At 56.4% G+C, this 17021-nt stretch carries 15 protein-coding genes; 4 read left to right on the forward strand and 11 right to left on the reverse strand.

What is annotated here, in order from left to right; all coding sequences use genetic code 11:
- Nucleotides 1-222 precede the first annotated feature (222 nt).
- On the forward strand, nt 223-1389 hold the full coding sequence (locus Abci_RS05535; protein ID WP_048838137.1) for an HlyD family secretion protein: 1167 nt from the start codon (nt 223-225) through the stop codon (nt 1387-1389).
- The gene (locus tag Abci_RS05540) at nt 1386-2963 is read left to right on the forward strand and encodes a DHA2 family efflux MFS transporter permease subunit (protein ID WP_048838138.1); all 1578 of its coding nucleotides are present in this window, start codon (nt 1386-1388) and stop codon (nt 2961-2963) included. Before Abci_RS05535 ends, Abci_RS05540 begins: the two co-directional genes overlap by 4 nt.
- Nucleotides 2964-3155: 192 nt before the next feature.
- On the opposite strand, the gene Abci_RS05545 is transcribed toward Abci_RS05540, so the two are convergent.
- The 8 genes from Abci_RS05545 to Abci_RS05580 all read right to left on the reverse strand — a co-directional run bounded on the left by Abci_RS05545 (nt 3156) and on the right by Abci_RS05580 (nt 12861).
- Nucleotides 3156-3647 carry an RNA pyrophosphohydrolase gene (locus Abci_RS05545; protein ID WP_048838139.1) on the reverse strand — a complete coding sequence of 164 codons (492 nt, stop codon included), beginning with the start codon at nt 3645-3647 and terminating at the stop codon, nt 3156-3158.
- Nucleotides 3648-3698: 51 nt separating this feature from the next.
- Nucleotides 3699-4802 (reverse strand): divergent polysaccharide deacetylase family protein, encoded by a 1104-nt coding sequence (locus Abci_RS05550; RefSeq protein WP_244877589.1) that lies wholly within the window; start codon nt 4800-4802, stop codon nt 3699-3701.
- An 18-nt stretch (nt 4803-4820) separates the two neighbouring features.
- Complete coding sequence (locus Abci_RS05555) at nt 4821-6272, reverse strand: S41 family peptidase (RefSeq protein ID WP_048838141.1); 1452 nt, start codon at nt 6270-6272, stop codon at nt 4821-4823.
- 105 nt (nt 6273-6377) lie between these two features.
- A complete protein-coding gene (locus Abci_RS05560; protein WP_146806732.1) occupies nt 6378-7949 on the reverse strand; it encodes a murein hydrolase activator EnvC family protein in 1572 nt (523 codons plus the stop codon).
- Nucleotides 7950-9488 carry a 2,3-bisphosphoglycerate-independent phosphoglycerate mutase gene (gpmI, locus tag Abci_RS05565; protein ID WP_048838142.1) on the reverse strand — a complete coding sequence of 513 codons (1539 nt, stop codon included), beginning with the start codon at nt 9486-9488 and terminating at the stop codon, nt 7950-7952. It lies immediately after the preceding gene.
- Between the two features lie 91 nt (nt 9489-9579).
- Nucleotides 9580-11199, reverse strand: coding sequence for a tetratricopeptide repeat protein (locus Abci_RS05570; RefSeq protein WP_048838143.1), 1620 nt, complete (start codon nt 11197-11199; stop codon nt 9580-9582).
- Nucleotides 11200-11321: 122 nt separating this feature from the next.
- Nucleotides 11322-11912 carry a CarD family transcriptional regulator gene (locus Abci_RS05575; protein ID WP_048838144.1) on the reverse strand — a complete coding sequence of 197 codons (591 nt, stop codon included), beginning with the start codon at nt 11910-11912 and terminating at the stop codon, nt 11322-11324.
- 73 nt (nt 11913-11985) lie between these two features.
- Nucleotides 11986-12861 carry a bestrophin family protein gene (locus tag Abci_RS05580; RefSeq protein ID WP_048838145.1) on the reverse strand — a complete coding sequence of 292 codons (876 nt, stop codon included), beginning with the start codon at nt 12859-12861 and terminating at the stop codon, nt 11986-11988.
- A 316-nt stretch (nt 12862-13177) separates the two neighbouring features.
- Here Abci_RS05580 and fghA point away from each other — a divergent pair, with 316 nt between their 5' ends.
- Nucleotides 13178-14041, forward strand: a complete 864-nt coding sequence (gene fghA / locus Abci_RS05585; protein WP_048838146.1) for an S-formylglutathione hydrolase — start codon at nt 13178-13180, stop codon at nt 14039-14041.
- Between the two features lie 7 nt (nt 14042-14048).
- On the opposite strand, the gene Abci_RS05590 is transcribed toward fghA, so the two are convergent.
- The 3 genes from Abci_RS05590 to Abci_RS05600 are packed head-to-tail and all read right to left on the reverse strand — an operon-like array spanning nt 14049 to nt 16304.
- Complete coding sequence (locus Abci_RS05590) at nt 14049-14618, reverse strand: YdcF family protein (protein ID WP_048838180.1); 570 nt, start codon at nt 14616-14618, stop codon at nt 14049-14051.
- A gap of 59 nt (nt 14619-14677) precedes the next feature.
- The gene (locus tag Abci_RS05595) at nt 14678-15628 is read right to left on the reverse strand and encodes a cell division protein FtsX (protein WP_048838147.1); all 951 of its coding nucleotides are present in this window, start codon (nt 15626-15628) and stop codon (nt 14678-14680) included.
- Between the two features lie 4 nt (nt 15629-15632).
- Nucleotides 15633-16304, reverse strand: a complete 672-nt coding sequence (locus Abci_RS05600) for a cell division ATP-binding protein FtsE (protein ID WP_048838148.1) — start codon at nt 16302-16304, stop codon at nt 15633-15635.
- 272 nt (nt 16305-16576) lie between these two features.
- Between Abci_RS05600 and Abci_RS05605 the strand changes: the two genes are divergently transcribed.
- A partial coding sequence (locus tag Abci_RS05605; protein WP_181015818.1) for a zinc-ribbon domain-containing protein occupies nt 16577-17021 on the forward strand: 445 nt, incomplete at its 3' end.

Below are 17021 nucleotides of genomic sequence, written 5' to 3' on the forward strand. Positions count from 1 at the left end.
GACATGCCGGAGAATGGGTTTAAGGGTTTGTTTCAGTAGACCTTTTCTCTGGCTTCATTTGGCCGGGCGGGCGTGAAAATCAGGCCGGTCATGTTATGCCTGCTTGAAGCGCTCTTCTGATCGTGTCACATACTGACCGAACCGATCGGTCAGTGACGCGACAAGATGAGCGCTCATGGCCGGATGTGAGTGCGGTATTGCGTGTGAAAGACGGGGAACAGGATGGCTGACGACCATAACGAACAGTCTGGTGAAGAGGCTGAGAACGGGACAAAGCCTGTTGAGAAGAAAAAGAGTGCGCGCGGTAAGATTATTCTTACGGTCGTTATTCTGGTTCTGGCTGTTGCCGCAGGGGTTTACTGGTTCCTGACCCGCAACGAGGTGGAGACGGATGACGCCTTTACCGCAGGCCGTGCTGTCACCATTTCTCCGCATGTTGGTGGTTATGTGACTGAACTGCTGGTGAACGATAACCAGTATGTTCACAAGGGCCAGCTACTTGCCCGTATTGACCCGAGAGACTGGAAGGCTGCGCGTGATAAAGCAGCAGGCGTGCTGGAACAGGCACAGGCGGGGTTTCAGGCGTCTGAGATGCTGCGGGATGTTGCCGCACTTGAATTCCCGGGCCGCCTGACGCAGGCGCAGGGTAATCTGGCAGCCGCCAAGGCGCAGGCCCTGAAAGCTGAAGCAGATTACAAACGCCAGCGCTCAGTTGAGCGTGCCGCAACGTCGCAGCAGGATATTGACTACGCGCGGGCCGCGCTGGAGTCTGCCAAGGCGCAGGTTATGGAAGCCCAAGGTGCGGTACAGACGGCTACACCTGTTCTGCCCAACATCAACAATACCAAAATTCGTGTCAGCCAGCAGGAAGGGCAGGTTAAATCTGCTCAGGCTGACCTTGATAACGCTGCTCTGAACCTTGAGTGGACGGAACTCCGTGCCCCCTGTGACGGCTGGATTTCCCAGCGTAATCTGGAGCGTGGCAACTACGTTGCTGCCGGCCAGCATGTGCTGTCTATTGTTGAGCCGGAAGTATGGGTCGTTGCCAACTATAAGGAAACGCAGCTCACCCACATCCGCCCCGGCCAAGCCGTGGATGTGAAGGTGGATGCGTATCCCTCCCTCAAACTGCATGGCCATGTTGACTCCCTGCAGAAGGGCACAGGTGCAACCTTCAGCGCGTTCCCGCCAGAAAACGCCACCGGCAACTATGTGAAAATTGTACAGCGTGTACCGGTGAAAATTCTGATTGATGATGGCCTGGATCCCAACCTGCCATTGGCCCTGGGGCTTTCCGTTGTGCCAGTGGTGCATATCGACACAGATGGCCATTCTGATGCCCCGGCGCACACAGCGGCGCAACCAGCTCATGAGCATACTGCGCAATGAGCGGACAGGCCGACACAGCTAAGGCGGGGTGGAAACCCCGCCACAACCCGTGGGCCGTTGCCTTCGTGGTAACGATGGCGGCCTTTATGGAAATTCTGGACACGACAATTGTTAACGTGTCCCTGCCACATATTGCTGGCAGTCTTTCAAGCACTTATGACGATGCAACATGGACTCTGACCGCCTACCTTGTTGCTAATGGTATTGTTCTGACCATTTCCGGATGGTTGGGAAAGGTCTTTGGTCGAAAACAGTATTTCATGATCTGTATTGTCATGTTTACTGTCTCCTCGTTTCTTTGCGGTATGGCCACATCGCTGGTGGAACTCATCATCTTTCGTATGATGCAGGGCTTCTTTGGCGGAGGGTTGCAGCCCAATCAGCAGTCCATCATTCTTGACAGCTTCCCGCCTGAAAAGCGGGCTGCTGCCTTTGGCCTGACAGCCATTGCCGCTGTGGTTGGTCCGGTTATTGGCCCAACGCTGGGGGGCTGGATTACCGATAACTTCTCATGGCGCTGGATCTTCTTCATCAACGTGCCGTTTGGCTTCCTGACAACGCTGGGTGTTGCCACCATGGTGGAAGACCCGCCGTGGGCCAGAAAGCGCAAAGCCCCGGTTGACGTAATAGGTATAAGCCTGATCACACTAGGCTTTAGCTGCCTTGAAGTGATGGTTGACCGTGGTGAGGATGCTGACTGGTTCGGCTCAACCTTCATTCGTATTATGGCTGTTCTGGCGGTGCTTGGCATTGGTGGTGCCATTATGTGGCTGCTGCATACGGACAAACCTGCCGTGGACCTGCGTGTCTTCAAGGACCGTAATTTTGCAGTGGGTACGGCGCTTATCGGGGCCATGGGGGCGTTGCTGTATGCCTCGGCAATTATTGTGCCGCAGTTTGCGCAGCAGGTGATGGGGTACACGGCCACGCTATCCGGGCTTATCCTCTCGCCGGGCGGTATTGCCGTTATTATCCTTATCCCCATTGTCGGAAAGCTTATGTCGCTTACGAGCGTTCGTAACGTGATTGCGCTGGGGTTCTTCCTGATGGGGATAGCGCTTTATACTTCCGCCAATCTTGTGCCAGCACTTGACTTCAAACATCTGGTCTTCTTCCGCATGATCCAGACGGCTTGTCTGGCCTTCCTGTTCGTGCCGCTTTCAACCATTGCGTATTCGACCATCCCTGAAAAGATGAATGCGGATGCGTCAGCGTTGTTCAGTATGTCACGTAACGTTCTGGGGTCTTTGGCAATTTCGGGCGCAACAGCCTTGTTGACCGAACGCAGGCAGGCGCACCAAGCCCATATGGTGCACTGGATGACCCCGTTCCATCAGCCTTATAATGACTACCTGAACCATGTAAAAACAGCGGCAGAAGCCAATGGGGCTTTGCCGCAAACAGCGCAGGCAATAGCGGAGCATGTACAGTTTGTACGCTTCTCCCAGCAGGTTGCGTTGCTGACCTATAATGAAGTGTTCATGATTTTGGGTATCGGGGCGTTTTTGTGTGTCCCATTCTGCTTCCTGTTTTCTCCGGTGCGGGGAAATGGCAAGCCAGGTGCTGCACATTAAGTTCTGAACTCAACACAAAAAGGGCCTGTACAGTGTTTGTACAGGCCCTTTTTTATGACTGGAGAAGTTATAAGTTTAAGGGGTATGCCTCACTGTACGAGGGGGTACGAGCACGGGTGCCAGAATTACCGTACAGTGTTGATCAAGACCGATAGCGGCGAGAAATGGCTATGAGCTAGAATACTTCACGCCTCACGGGCGCGAAGTGTAATGCGCCAGAACATGCTCGTAGAGCGCTTTTTTGAAGCCAAGATCCAACGCCAGAAATTCGGCTGGTGATACCCACTGGAAGACATCAAATTCCGGGGGGTTCTGAAAAGCTAGGTTTATGTCTGAGTCCTTGCCGAGGAATTCAACAACAAACCACTTTTGTGTCTGTCCCCTGTAACGCCCGCCCAGTGCTTTGCCGATCAGATGCTCTGGCAAGTCATACGGGATCCATTCAGGATATTCGTATTTTATAACGAATTTGTCTGTCCCAAGTTCTTCATGCAGTTCACGCAGTACGGCGTGGCGCGTATCCTCGCCTGTATCAATGCCGCCCTGAGGGCATTGCCAAATACCTTCAGATAATGGGCCGCCTGCTCCGGGCATGTCTGTGCGTCGCGCAGCCAGTAATTTACCATCTGCGCGCACAATAAGAGCGCTGACATTGGGGCGGTAGGGAAGGTCTTGCGGTAACATGCTCAGCGTGGCTCGTTCTTCTGTGTCGGACGGAAAGTAAGAAAGCTAGTATTACTGCTGTCTGCCCATTCTTGGGTTGGTCAGGTGAACGCGCATTGCCCCGTTATCCAGCGTTGGCCCTGCGTTGGAAGAGGGCGGAGGCGTTTGTGGTTGAGCAGGTGGGGCAACCAGCATGCTCACCGGCACAAGCGTAATGCCTACGTCTTTCAGGTGTGGAATCCAGGCGCGCAGACAGGCTAGAGCAACGGGGCGCAGTGGCCCCATGACACCAATGGCCCGACCATTTCGGCGGGCGGCCTGTTGCAGCTTGAGGAGCTGAATATCAATATTGACGATATCCGCATCCGTATTCACAGCAATATCAGCAGTGCCTGTAACCCCGGTCTTGCTGGGTAGCGTGGTATTAGGCGTGGCGTTCAGGTACAGAAGGCCGCGCTTATCAATATCGTCCAGCAATGGGCTGAAGGCTGGAGAGTGTGTAAAGTCACTCTGGTTAGCGCCGGACGCTGCATTTGTTACGCCAACATAACCTGCAAGGCTGGATAAGGCCCACTGGTAGTTTTGCAGGTTCTGGCGTGCGGAAAGATCGCTTCCCAAAGCATTCGGACCCGCTAACGAGGCGGCTGCCTCAGCGTTCCCTTTGCCCGTTTGGATGGGCAGAGATACCAAGGTTTCATGTTTGTTGGCACGTGCCTGCTCCAGCAAGTGCTTCATGTCAGGCGCATAGGGAGAAATAACCAGAGAGACCGCACCGGGTAGAGAGGTCATAGCCTCGTCCGTCAGGGCGCTGGCGTCTCCCACACCTGTTACGACCAGAGCAATCTGGGCTTCTCCTGCCGGAACATCGACGGCGGGGGCTGCATATACCTGCCGTGCCACATGGCCGTGCTGACCGCGGCGCGGCAAGGGGTAACCGTTAGGGCCAGATCTTTTTTCCAGCAGGTCAGCCTGCGGGCCGGGAATATCCGATTTATCCGCAGGGTTAAGCGCAGGGGTGGAGACGTCAATATCGTCACCGCCCATGGGTGGCGGGCCGGCAATTTGCAGCCCAATGGCCAATACGCCAGCGGCAACGGCACAGCCGCCCCAGAAGCGTACAAAAAGACGCCCGGAAGATGGCATTTGCTGCCAAAGGGACGCGCTGTGCATTGTCATTTTTCCTTACAACCGGCGTTATTTTGACGGCGCTTTACTCTCGCCTTTTTTGTCCACAGGCTTTGCTGGTGGCAATGCCGCGGCCGGGTCCAGCGCTGGCAGTCCAGCCATTGACCGGACAACCCGCAGGCCTTCCTGAAGCTGGAAGTCTGTTTTTGGCTTCAGATAGTCAAATTCTGGCCAGTTTGCCGGGGGCTCGTTCGGTATGTCCTTGGCAATAGCGGGCAGATCCGTGCGGGGTGTGGCCTTGGTCTGGTTTCCACCCTGATTTTTCAGAATATGTTCAAGGTCAGCCTCATGCAGGCTGAAGCCCGGATCTTCACGGGATTCCTTGACCGTAATATCAGGGGTGATACCCAGCGCCTGAATGGAGCGGCCAGACGGCGTATAATAACGCGCGGTGGTCAGGCGTACAGCGCCATTGCCGGGGATAGGAATAATGGACTGTACGGACCCCTTGCCGAAGGAGCGGGTGCCCAGCAGCACAGCCCGTTTATGGTCCTGTAAAGCGCCAGACACAATTTCGGACGCGGAGGCGGAGCCACCATTGATCAGCACGACAATGGGCAGGCCATTGGTAATGTCTGTCCCGTGTGCATCCCAACGCTGGCTATCTTTCGGGTGGCGGGCGCGGGTGGAGACGATCTCACCAGAACGAATGAAGTTGGAAGAGACTTCAATAGCCTGATTTAGAAGGCCACCAGGGTCACTCCGCAGGTCAAGAACCAGACCTGCCAGCGTGCCGCCAGCCTGCTGTTTAAGTTGGTTATAGGCTTTGAGCAGGCCTTTTTCCGTTTCTTCGTTAAACTGGGCAATACGGATATAGCCAACGCGGTCATACAGCGCAGACTTGATGACCTCGATATGAATGATCTCACGCGTCAGGGTCAGGATAATCGGCTTGGGCGTTTTTTCACGCACCAGCGTCAGCGTGATCTTGGTGTTGGGTTTGCCGCGCATTTTCTTCACGGCTTCATCCAGCGGCGTGCCATCAACGGGGTGGCCGTCAACGGCAATGATGTAATCACCCGGCTTGATACCCGCCCGGAAGCCCGGCGTGCCATCAACGGGGGAGACAACACGGATATGGCCGTCCTGCTGTTGCAGCTCTAGCCCCAACCCTCCGAATTCCCCTTTCATCTGTGTCATCATGTCTTCGTACTGTTTTTCAGTCATGTACGAGCTATGAGGGTCAAGGCCGGTCAACATGCCGTTCAGCGCGTTGGTAATCAGGTCCTTGTCAGAAACGGGTTCAACATAATCCGCCCGGACCAGATCCAGCACGGTGCCAAACAGGGTGAGAAGGCGGTAGGTTTCCGCGTGGTTGGAGGTGGGGGAGGCATCAGGGGCTTTTTCCGCCAAAGCAGAAGATACCAGCATGGAGGAGCCCGGGAGCACTCCAGTGTGGGAGGCTACGGCAAAGCCTGCCAGAAAAGTGGCACCGAGCATCAGGCCTGTGCGAAACTTCATGCGTTCTCGTCTCCTGTCGCCGGGCGGTGCCCGTGCGGGTCGTATCCTTGTAGCGGGCAAGGTTAGCTGTTTCTTCGTGTCAGGAAAACTGCCTGCCTGCTTTTCTTAGAGGAAAGGCGCTGGATTTATGACCTTTTGCCCGTGCCTAAGCTGAATGAAGAGGGTGCCGGACCCACTCATATGCCCCACGGGAGCGCCTTTTGTCAGGCTTTGCCCCGTTTCCACATCCAGCCCGCCTAATCCTGCCATGATGAATCGGTAGTGCTGCCCACAGTTCAAAATAACCATCTGGCCGTAGGTTCTGAACGCACCAGCAAAGTCTACCCTGCCGGAACACGGGGTCCGAACACTCGCTCCTGAAGGGGTGCTGTAGGTAATACCGGTTGAAGGGCCGGTCTCGGTTGCAGCACCCCACGTTGCCACAATACGGCCTGCAACAGGCCGCGTGCCCGAACTGGGCCCACTGCCGACCGAGGCGCTGGTGTCGGGTGTGGAGGAAGTGGTGGTTTTTTTAGACGGTTGTACGGTAGAATGTTCGCTCAGGCCGGGGCCGGAAGAGCGTTGCAGGGCAGCCATTTTGCGGCGTGCCTCTGCCGCGCGTTCCTCAGCCAGTTTGCGGGCGGCTTCATCCCGTGCGGCCTTGTGGGCACGCTCCGCAGAGGCGAGTTCTTTTTGCAGAGCGCTCTCGGCATCGGCCTGTAAGACGTCCAGCCGCGCAACCGCATCTTGTAAGCTGGAGGCCTTGCGTGTTGCGTCTTCCAAGCGTTGTGCGGCGGCTTTGGCTGCTGTGTTAGCCTGCTGCTGCGCCTGTTTTGCTTTAAGCGCCTGCTGGCGGACCGTATCGCGCTGCGTGGTTTGTTTGTGTTGCAGGGTGCCTAACTGGGCGAGATGATTGGTCAGTTCTGCATCAAGTGCTGTCAGTTGCGTTTGCCGGGTTCGCATGTCTTCAGCCTGATGTTCCAACTCCCTTGAAAGCCCTTTCAGGACAAGAAAGCCGGTCACAGCTTCACCTTGCGGAACCGGGGCCGCCAGCAGTGTATCTGACGGGTAGAGGGATAATCTCTCGGCAAGGGGTAAAACAGGCGCAAGGGCCTTTGCATCTTCCGCCAGAGCGCTGCGCAGTTTTTCCTGCTCCTGCCGGATAGTGGCAATGCGGCCATCCAGATCCGAAATCTGCTGCTCTGTTGTTTGCAGTTGGGATGTGGCGGTCACTGTCGCGGCCGATAACGCGGTTGCTTTGGCAGCACTTTGCACAGCCAGAGCCTGTGCTGCGTTGCTCTTGGCGCGGGAAGCCTCAACTGCCGCAGCCTGAGCCGCTTTCTGTTTGGCTATGGCGTCCCTTTGGGTCTGCGTAGTTTGCAACGCATCTCGCGCCTGCTTGACGGATTGCTCTGCCTGCACTTCCGCTTTGGTCAAAGGGCGTGTGGCAGCGGTATGTGAGCCGCCAGAGGCAGATTTGCGGGACGGAGAAGTTTTGTGGGGTGCCGGGGCGCTTTTCTGGCTGCTGTGGTGTGCCGCAGCGTGATGAGCGCCCGTATTTTTGTGCTCTGCTGCGTAAGAATGTGCAGCAGAGCAAAGCAGTATGCAGCCTAAGGCTGTTCGGAAAGCCCCCTTGCCAGCGCCGCTGTAATAGCGGTGCATGTGGGGAAAGCGCGGCAAGGGGGAGGAAGAAAGCATTTAGTCCGATAACAGGGATTGGCCAGTCATGTCATCCGGTTTGGCAACACCCATCATAGCCAACAAGGTGGGGGCCAAATCTGCCAGACGGCCATCGCGCAATGTCTGTGTGCCAATATTGAAGGCTACCAGTGGTACCTCATTGAGTGTGTGGGCCGTGTGTGCTTCCCCGGTTTCGGGGTCTTTCATGGTTTCGCAGTTCCCGTGGTCTGCGGTAACCAGCAGAGCGCCATTCTGTTTTTTGAGCGCCTCCAGAATACGGCCTACGCCAGTATCAACCGTCTCAACAGCTTTGATGGCGGCTTTCAGAACGCCGGTGTGACCCACCATGTCCGGGTTGGCAAAGTTCAGGACGATAAGATCGTACTTCCCGCTTTCAATCGCTTCAACCGCTTTGTCTGTCAGTTCCGGCGCAGACATTTCTGGTTGCAGGTCATAGGTGGCAACTTTGGGAGAAGGCACCAGAATACGATCTTCGCCTTCAAACAACATTTCCCGACCACCATTAAGGAAGTAGGTGACGTGCGGATATTTTTCTGTCTCGGCCATGCGTAATTGCGTGCGCCCGGCGCGGGAGACAACTTCACCCAGAATATTTGTGAGAGTTTCGGCAGGGAAGAGAATGGAAATCTGCTCGGCCAAAGCATCACTGTAATGCGTCATGCCCAGTACAGCAGAGAACTGCACGATCTTTTTGCGTGCAAACCCGTCAAAAGCTGGGTCCACCAAGGCATCCAGAAGCTGACGGATACGGTCGGCACGGAAATTGAAAGACAGGATGGCGTCCCCATCCTTCATGCCGGAATAGGTGCCAATAACGGTAGGCAGGATGAATTCGTCTGAAATATCAGCCGCGTAAGCCTGTTTTACAACATCCAGCGGCGTGGCCGCGACCGGGCCTTCACCACTCACAAGCACATTGTAATTTTTTTCAACACGGTCCCAGCGTTTGTCGCGGTCCATGGCGTAATAGCGGCCGGAAACGGTTGCAATCGTTGCGCCGGAGGGAAGGGCAGCTTCCAGCTTCCCGACATAATCCAGCGCAGAGCGCGGTGCGGTATCGCGTCCGTCAGTAAAGACATGGAAGGCAACCGGAATACCTGCCTGCGTCACAAGCTTTGCCAGTGCAACTGCGTGGTCCTGATGTGCGTGGACGCCACCGGGGGAAACCAGGCCCATCAGGTGGCAGGTGCCGCCAGATTTTTTCAGTGTTGCCAGAAACTCTGTCATGACCGGGCTGCGGGCAACAGAGCCATCGTCCAAGGCCGCAGAAATACGGGGGAGTTCCTGCATGACAACGCGGCCTGCACCGATATTCAGGTGCCCGACTTCAGAGTTGCCCATCTGACCATCAGGAAGGCCGACATCTGCACCACAGGTGCGTAGAAAGCTACGGGGGCTGTTTTGCCACAGACTGTCAAAAACTGGGGTTTTGGCAAGGCGGACCGCATTATCGGCATCGTCTTCACGCCATCCGAATCCGTCCAGGATAACGAGCATGACGGGGCGATGAGGCTGAGCGGTCAGGGGTGCATTCATTATGGTATGCCTTCTTCGTGTTTATGCAGTGATAATGCCACTAAAAAGACAGACGACAAACCCCCTCTCGCGCCGAGCTTAGGGTCAAGTTTTACGCTTTTGCAGACCGTATGGCCTTGTAACGCGCCATATCCCGCAATCCCGCACAGACTGTTTCAAGGACATCATGCCATTCGCGCGGTTTGCTCTGGCGAATAATACGCAGGGTAGGGTACCAGGGGCTGGTTGGCGTGTTGTGCAGCCAACGCCAGCAATTATCAAAACGGTCCATCAGCAAAACAGGTTTGCCAAGTGCGCCTGCCAGATGCACGCAGGAGGTATCAACGGATACCAGAACATCCAGAGACATCAGCAGGGCGGCCGTGTCATCCATTGTCAGCAATTCGTCTGTTGGGTCGTAGATCGTCATGCCGTCCGGCGGGGTCTGTAGTTGGTCAGCGTAGGGGCCTTTTTGCAGGCTTATCAGGTTCAGGCCCTGCACTTGTGCCAGTGGTGCCAGTGTCTCCAACGGCATGGAGCGTCTGCGGTCGGTCATGTAGGCACCAACCAATGTGGGGCGGGGTGCTCCTCCCCAAATCAGGCCGACATTCAACTTGCCGTTGTGTGGGACCAGTGCTGCAAATTCCCGAATTTTCGCGGCATCGGCTTTCAGGTACGGGACGGGTGCGCCCATGGCATCGTCAGTGGCGGAAAATACACGGGGAAGGCTGATGAATGGGCAATGCCAGTCAAACTCCGGAACATCACCACCAACCTGCACAATGGCAGCGCCATTCACCCGGCGGCAGAGGTCGCCCAATGTATCGGGCACCCACAGGTGCGGTATGGCGCCCCGCTTGGCCAGAGGCTCAATATAACGGAGATACATCAGCGTATCTCCTAACCCTTCCTCCTGCGTAATAAGCACCCGTTTGCCGCGAATATCACTGTCCGGCCCAAGAGACGGCATGAGTGTTGCCGAGGGCAGGTTACTATGGCCCGGTAGCTTCAGGCGCCATTCATGCTCGGTCCAGCCCTGGGCGTAACGCCCGGCCTTAAGCAGGGAGATGGAATGGTTAAGGCGGATCTGCGGATGTGTGGGATTATAGAAAATAGCCTTACGGTAGAAATTGAAGGCATCTTCCATCCTCCCCATAGCGGAAAGCGCACAGCCCATGTTGGAGAGGGTGCCTGCGTGCGTAGGGTTTTTGTTGAGGGTGGCTTCCAGTACGGCCAGGCACTCTTCCGTATCGCCGCGCTCGGAAAGGGCCATGGCCAGAAGATTGGCTGAAAAACTGTTGTCTGGTCGAAGTGCGACAGACTGGCGGAGCAGATCAACCCCTTCGTCAAACGCGCCCATTTGTACAAGTATGCTGCCCAGTATGTCATAAACTCTGGCGTCTTCTGGTGTCAGAGCGATAGCGGCACGGCATACCGGCAGGCTTTCTTCCCGCTTGCCCAGTTCAATCAGCAGGTCTGTAAAAGGCTGGAGCGGATGTTGCTCCGTAGGTTTGGCTGCGGCAACAGCACAAAATATCTTTGCAGCTTTTTCGGCTTTGCCGGTACCTGCAAGACAGGCAGCAAGGAGCAGTTGGGTCTGCTCGTCTTTGCTGCGGGCAAAGAGGTTGAGAGCCTCAAGCGTAGACGCAAAATTACCGGCCTTAATTTCACTCTGAGCGCGGCGAAGCGTTGTGGGGTCCGGGGTGGTTACGTTTGGGGCATCTTGCGTCATGGCGGTGACTGTATCCTGCTTGTGCAAAGCGGGAAAGACGCTCCATGCAAGGCAAAGTCATAAAAAAACCGGCACCCCATTCAGGGTGCCGGTTTTTTAATAACCTGTTCAGTAAAGCAGTTTTAGGCTGCCTTCATCACCTCGGTCAGGGCAGTCAGGACGTCTGTTGGTTCTTTTTTCTCAAGAACGGCAACTTCGGCCACAAAGCGTTCCTGAGCGGCTTCAAACAGTTTGCGCTCACTGAAGCTGCCATCCAGGCTGTCCACATTGCGGCGCAGATCACGCAGGACCTCAGCAATCTGGACCAGATCACCAGAGTTGATCTTTTCCTGATAAGCAACGGCCCGGCGTGCCCACATGCCTTTGCTGACATGCGGCTTACCTTTGATGATGGCCATGGCTTTATCGACAATCTCGCGAGAGACGATTTTCCGCAGACCGGCCTTGCGGGCTTTGGTCAGCGGGATGCGCAGGGTCATCTGGTTGCCGGGAAAGGAAATCTGGATGACTTCCAGCTTGGTGCCCGCAATTTCGTCTACACCAATACGGTCAACGCGTCCTACGCCGTGGGCTGCATAAACAATGGCGTCACCTTCCTGGAAGGGGTCATCATCCTTGACCTTTGTTTTGGCCTGTGCAGCGGTAGCCGCTGCTGCTGTGCGTGCCATTGCATCTGTCACGCCGCCTTTAGGGGTGGTTCTGAATGTGCTCATAACACAGGGTTATAGCACAAAAACGCAGGCCTGTCTTCCATCATGCAAGCGGCCTGCGGGCTCTGTTACTCCGTTAGGCCTGAATACCTTTTACGGCGGTCAGGGGTGGTGGAGACTGTGTGCCGGTTGGCTGGACCACATCAATTTCAATGGTGCGGGCCATTGTTGCCATGGGCAGGGCATGGGGCGTGTTGGAGAACGGCTCCTGAAGGTCATCCGCACTTTTGTCGAGCACAAGGAACAGAAGCCCTACAAGCGAAGACCCTAGCGGCGTAATCCATTCCAGCGTCTGCACCATGGACAGCGGCAGCACGATGCAGAAAATGTTGACCAGAGTTCTGGGGAGCGCGGAAAACTGCATGGGGAGAGGTGTATTGCGAATACGCTCAAGGCCGCCCTGAGCGTTGGCAAGGTCGGACAGAATACGGTCGATCTGGCCATGAACCGCGCCGTCAATGCCTTTCTTGGCTACTTCCTCGCTCACACCCAGGCCGAGCTGATACAAAATGGCGTTGGGCTGGTTCCGCCACCCAACAATGGCCTCTGCCATTTCCGGCGGGAGCAGACGTTTGACATCCTCAGAGGCATCAATTTTGCCCAAGGCTCCACGCAGGGCATGGGGATAGGCTGCTATGCCGTACATAAGATCAGGGCGGTCCCCCAGCAGGGTTCCCACCTGACGCCCGAACGAGCGGCAGTTATTGGTAATGGCGCCCCACAATGTGCGGGCTTCCCACCACCGGGCATAGGCGCTGTTGCTCCGGAAGCCCATAAACAGTGCGAGAGCAGAGCCAATGAGTGAGGTTGGCAGGCTGGGCTGTTCCATCCATTCCTGATGGAAAACCTGAAACAGAATAACCACGGCAAAATCCCACGCAGCCATAAGCAGGATAACGCCAAGGATCTCTTTGCCAATGATGCGTAGGCCGACCCTCTGGTCAACGATCATTCACATATTCTCCATTCTGTATCATTCCGGTTGATGAAAAGGGCTTAACAGCCACGGGCTGCTGAAGTTTCCAGAATGATGGTAAAGCGGGCAGGGCTTGGTGCCCCGTCTCTGATTTTCTGGCTGATACGCTACATCTTCCATTTGCGTATTCCAAGTATGCCAATAATGCATGATGGTCAGTTTTTTCTCAATCCATTGATGGCGTTATCATCGGGGATGAGGGCTTTTCTGGTGAAAAGGTCCGATAAAAAAGCGTTGTATCCAGACCGGCCTGTGACATTCTGCCGACTGGTGCCGGGAGGAGAGTGTAGTCATGACAGTTGCAAAAATAACCCTGCGCTCAGAAAGTCTGTGCGCGGGGGGTACTGTAGGGTTTTATGAGCATCAGTCTGAAGCGTTAGGCCTGACGGCCCGGTTTGCTGTGTTTGTGCCACCGCAGGCCAGCGCCCAGAACCCTGTGCCAGTTGTGCATGTTCTGGCTGGCCTGACCTGTAGCGAAGAAACGTTTTTCATCAAGGCGCATGCCCTTGAAGAAGCTGCCCGCTTGGGGGTCGCCCTTGTGGCAACGGATACATCCCCCCGTGGTGCGGGAGTGCCCGGCGAGGCAGATGACTGGGATTTTGGGGTAGGTGCAGGTTTTTACCTTGATGCAACGCAGGAGCCATGGAGCCAGCATTATCGTATGGGGCGCTATATCACGCAGGAACTGCCAGCGTTGACGGAAGCCCATTTCCCTCTTGATGGCACACGCCGGGGTATAATGGGCCATTCCATGGGCGGACATGGTGCTTTGGTACATGGGTTGCGTGCGCCACAGATGTGGCGCTCTGTTTCTGCCTTTGCGCCCATTTGTCATCCGTCTGTTGTGCCGTGGGGGCAGAAGGCCTTTACAGGCTACCTTGGGCCAGACCGGCAGGCATGGCGCGCTCATGATGCAGTCTGCCTGCTTGAAGACGGTTACCGTCACCCTAATCCCATTCTGGTGGATCAAGGCATGGCCGATAAATTTCTGGAGCGTGAACTTCAGCCGTGGCATCTGCGGTCAGCGGCAGAGAAAGCGGGGCAAAGCCTGATTTTGCGTGAGCAGCAGGGTTACGACCACTCATACTGGTTTGTACAAAGTTTTGCCGCAGAGCACATACGCCATCACGCAGCCCTGCTGAAAGCTGGAGCCTGAAAGCAGTTTATCCGTGGGACGGGTTGTGCACAAACCCGGCCAGAGCACCCAGCCATTTAACATATTCCGTGCTCAGCAAGCGCAGGGTTTCCGTCTTGAATGGGTGCTCAAGTGCGGGGGGTTTAACGGCATAGGAATAAAGGGTCACACCCGGTAGAGTGCGGCTCAGCTCCAGCATAGCGCGCCGCATATGATAGCCTGCTGTCACGACAGTCAGGCTGTAAATGTGGTTGTCAGCAACCCAGGCCGCAGTCTCAGCCGCATTTTCAATGGTGGAGCGTGCCTGGTAGCCAAGCGTAATGCGCTGCCTGAGTGCCTCTGGCATAGGGGGCAGCAGGTCTTTGCTGCCGGTTTGCGGGTCCACCCCTGAGATAAGAAGTTTGTTGCCGCTGTTTCTGGCAAGCAGTTTGAGTGACGTCTCGATGCGGCCTTGTCCGCCCGTCAGGGCCACAATGCCATCCGTGTGTGGTGGAAGCCGCTGAGGGCTGGGCTGTAGGGCGTCATAAACAAACCAGCAGAATGCCAAAAACAGGCAGACAAACCCTAAGCCGGTTAGCCGTATAAGAGCGAGGGCCATGCGTAGCAGGCGCGGCTTTTGTTTTTTTTGCTGAGGTTTCAAGGCGCGGCGATGCGTGTTCATGGCATTCCACGAAGCCACAGGCGCACCATAACCTGCGTGGTAAACCAACCAATAAAAGCGGCCACAACAGGCAGCCCCGCAAGGCCTATTAGCAGGTCTGTTGGCAAAAGGCGTGGGAGGGTATCCCAGCTTGGCATGGCGGCAGTGGCTGTCTGTAAAGAAGTAGCCGCAAAAGGCGCTGCCATTCTGAACAGTAATGCCAGTGGAGCCATTGCCAGTACTGTACCCAATAGGCCGCCCCCAAAAGCTAGTGCTCCTGTGCGGCTGGCAAAGCGCCCGGCGATATAACTGTCTGTGGCACCCAGCCCATGCAGAATTCTGATGATGTCCCGGCGGCTGGACAGGCCAGAGCGCGTTGCCAGAGCAGTAATCAGGGCGGCAATTCCGCCCACGGCGGCCAGAGCCAGTGCGGCGCAGGCGAGCAGGCTGTCAGCGAGAGCACGCAGGCGGCTGCTCCACTCCGCGTTATGTTCCACGACTGTGCCCGGCACTTGTGCATTGAGGGTCTGCTCAAGGGTGGGCGGACTATCCGTGCCAGCAGGCAGGCGCACTTCTATAACGGCAGGAAGAGGGAGGGCGCTGTTGTTTGCATCGCCCAGCCACGGGGCGAGGAGATGTGCCAGTTCTTCCTTGTTCAGGCGGTGTACCTGCGTACCGGGGGGGAGCGCTGCCAGAGCGTCAACCACAAGGTCAGCACGGGTTTTCTGTGTCGCGTTCTTGGTGCTTCCGGCCCCGTCAGGAACATGGTCTGGCGCGGTAACCTGAATGGTCAGGAGCTGCGCGGCCCCGCCGGACCAGCGGGCGGATAGCGCCCGTGCGCCAGTAGCCCCCGTCAGGGTCAGAGCGGCAAGAAAGCTCATCATGGCGACAAGGATGAACAGGCTTCTGTCTGGCAATGCTTCCGAGAGGGACAGGCCATCCTTACGGCCTGAAAAAGGGAGGGCCATGGTATTATTCTCCCTCCCGCACAAGGCGGCCACGTTCCAGATACAAGGACGGACGAGGCAAGCGACGGATCAGGGCCTCGTTATGGGTTGCGACCAGAACCGTCGTGCCCATTGTGCTGAGCTCATCAAACAGATCGAGCAGCTTGTGAGCCTGAGGCTCTTCCAGCGCATTGGTCGGTTCGTCAGCCAATATAAGGCCCGGGCGGTGGACAATGGCGCGGGCAATGGCGGTGCGCTGCTGCTCGCCGCCCGAAAGGTTGGCGGCAGGAACACCAATCCGCTCGCCCAGTCCCACCCATTTCAGGATGGCATGGACTTCATCATGAATCTCGTCTTCTGGCCGGTGTTGCAGGCGGAGGGGGAGGGCCACGTTATCCACAACAGACAAACCAGGCATCAGCCGGTAGTTCTGATGCACCATACCGATTCGTTGCCGCAGGCGCACAAGTGTGGCGCGTGGCGTGTCAGCAGAGACGGGTTTGCCCAGAATTTCCAAATCACCCCGCGCGGGCAGGCTTTCAATGTGAAGGAGGTTGAGCAAACTGGTTTTGCCTGCGCCAGATGGCCCCAGCAACCAGCGGAATCCGCCCTGCGGTACGCTGAAGCTCAGGTCAGACAGAACAGGTTTTTCCTGCTTGCGCGCACGTTGCCAGAAGACATTTTTCAAACGGATCATGCTGAAGGTCCAGCCAGGGCAGGCACAACGCGCAGGTAGGGCACAGTGTAAAACATGCCCCGAGTGTAGCGGAGAGCGCGGGGCGCTGTCGATAATAAGCCGCATTCAATGGTGAGAGGTGTAATTCTTCCGGTTTGTGGTAAAACTTGCATGGCGTAGTAAAGGGCCTCTTGTAAAAAAGAAGCTCCGGCCTTGTGGAACGTAAGTGCGTTAAGGCCAGATACAGATAGTCTGTCGGGCGCTGACGGGCGTGATGTTTAAGAGAGTGCTTGATGAGAATTGTTTGCCCATCATGTGGTGTTAGCTATCAGGTTCCTGAAGCGTTGCTTGCCAAACGGCAGACACTCAAATGTTCCGCATGTGGTACCAAGTGGCACATTCATGCACCGGCCCCCCAGCCCCCGGCACCCGCTTCCATAACGGACGCCCCCGCGCACCTGCCTACAGGGCAGACACCGCCCCAGCCTGATGTGGCGCAACCAGAGCCACACCCTGCAGCCGTGCCTCAGCCAGACGCGGAGCCGACACAGCCTGAACCAGCGGTAGAAACGCACCAGCACACGGTGCCAGATGCTGAGCAGGAACTCGCGGAGGAGGCTGCTCAGCAAACTGAGCACGTGGAAGAAAAAAGAGAGCCGCAGGCGGAAAAAGAGCTTGCCGCCCCGGCACCCATCGAACACATCCCAGAGCCAGAGCCAGAGCCAGAGCCAGAGCCAG

Origin of the sequence: Acetobacter cibinongensis, from assembly GCF_000963925.1 — a bacterium.
Classification (GTDB): domain Bacteria; phylum Pseudomonadota; class Alphaproteobacteria; order Acetobacterales; family Acetobacteraceae; genus Acetobacter; species Acetobacter cibinongensis.

What these genes read in the sequence shown, in the direction of transcription:
- fghA (WP_048838146.1), top strand. Translation starts at nt 13,178, where the DNA reads ATGACAGTTGCAAAAATAACCCTGCGCTCAGAAAGTCTGTGCGCGGGG.
- gpmI (WP_048838142.1), bottom strand. Translation starts at nt 9,488, where the DNA reads ATGAATGCACCCCTGACCGCTCAGCCTCATCGCCCCGTCATGCTCGTT.
- Abci_RS05560 (WP_146806732.1), bottom strand. Translation starts at nt 7,949, where the DNA reads ATGCTTTCTTCCTCCCCCTTGCCGCGCTTTCCCCACATGCACCGCTAT.
- Abci_RS05575 (WP_048838144.1), bottom strand. Translation starts at nt 11,912, where the DNA reads ATGAGCACATTCAGAACCACCCCTAAAGGCGGCGTGACAGATGCAATG.
- Abci_RS05545 (WP_048838139.1), bottom strand. Translation starts at nt 3,647, where the DNA reads ATGTTACCGCAAGACCTTCCCTACCGCCCCAATGTCAGCGCTCTTATT.
- Abci_RS05555 (WP_048838141.1), bottom strand. Translation starts at nt 6,272, where the DNA reads ATGAAGTTTCGCACAGGCCTGATGCTCGGTGCCACTTTTCTGGCAGGC.
- Abci_RS05600 (WP_048838148.1), bottom strand. Translation starts at nt 16,304, where the DNA reads ATGATCCGTTTGAAAAATGTCTTCTGGCAACGTGCGCGCAAGCAGGAA.
- Abci_RS05595 (WP_048838147.1), bottom strand. Translation starts at nt 15,628, where the DNA reads ATGGCCCTCCCTTTTTCAGGCCGTAAGGATGGCCTGTCCCTCTCGGAA.
- Abci_RS05570 (WP_048838143.1), bottom strand. Translation starts at nt 11,199, where the DNA reads ATGACGCAAGATGCCCCAAACGTAACCACCCCGGACCCCACAACGCTT.
- Abci_RS05590 (WP_048838180.1), bottom strand. Translation starts at nt 14,618, where the DNA reads ATGGCCCTCGCTCTTATACGGCTAACCGGCTTAGGGTTTGTCTGCCTG.
- Abci_RS05535 (WP_048838137.1), top strand. Translation starts at nt 223, where the DNA reads ATGGCTGACGACCATAACGAACAGTCTGGTGAAGAGGCTGAGAACGGG.
- Abci_RS05540 (WP_048838138.1), top strand. Translation starts at nt 1,386, where the DNA reads ATGAGCGGACAGGCCGACACAGCTAAGGCGGGGTGGAAACCCCGCCAC.
- Abci_RS05580 (WP_048838145.1), bottom strand. Translation starts at nt 12,861, where the DNA reads ATGATCGTTGACCAGAGGGTCGGCCTACGCATCATTGGCAAAGAGATC.
- Abci_RS05550 (WP_244877589.1), bottom strand. Translation starts at nt 4,802, where the DNA reads ATGACAATGCACAGCGCGTCCCTTTGGCAGCAAATGCCATCTTCCGGG.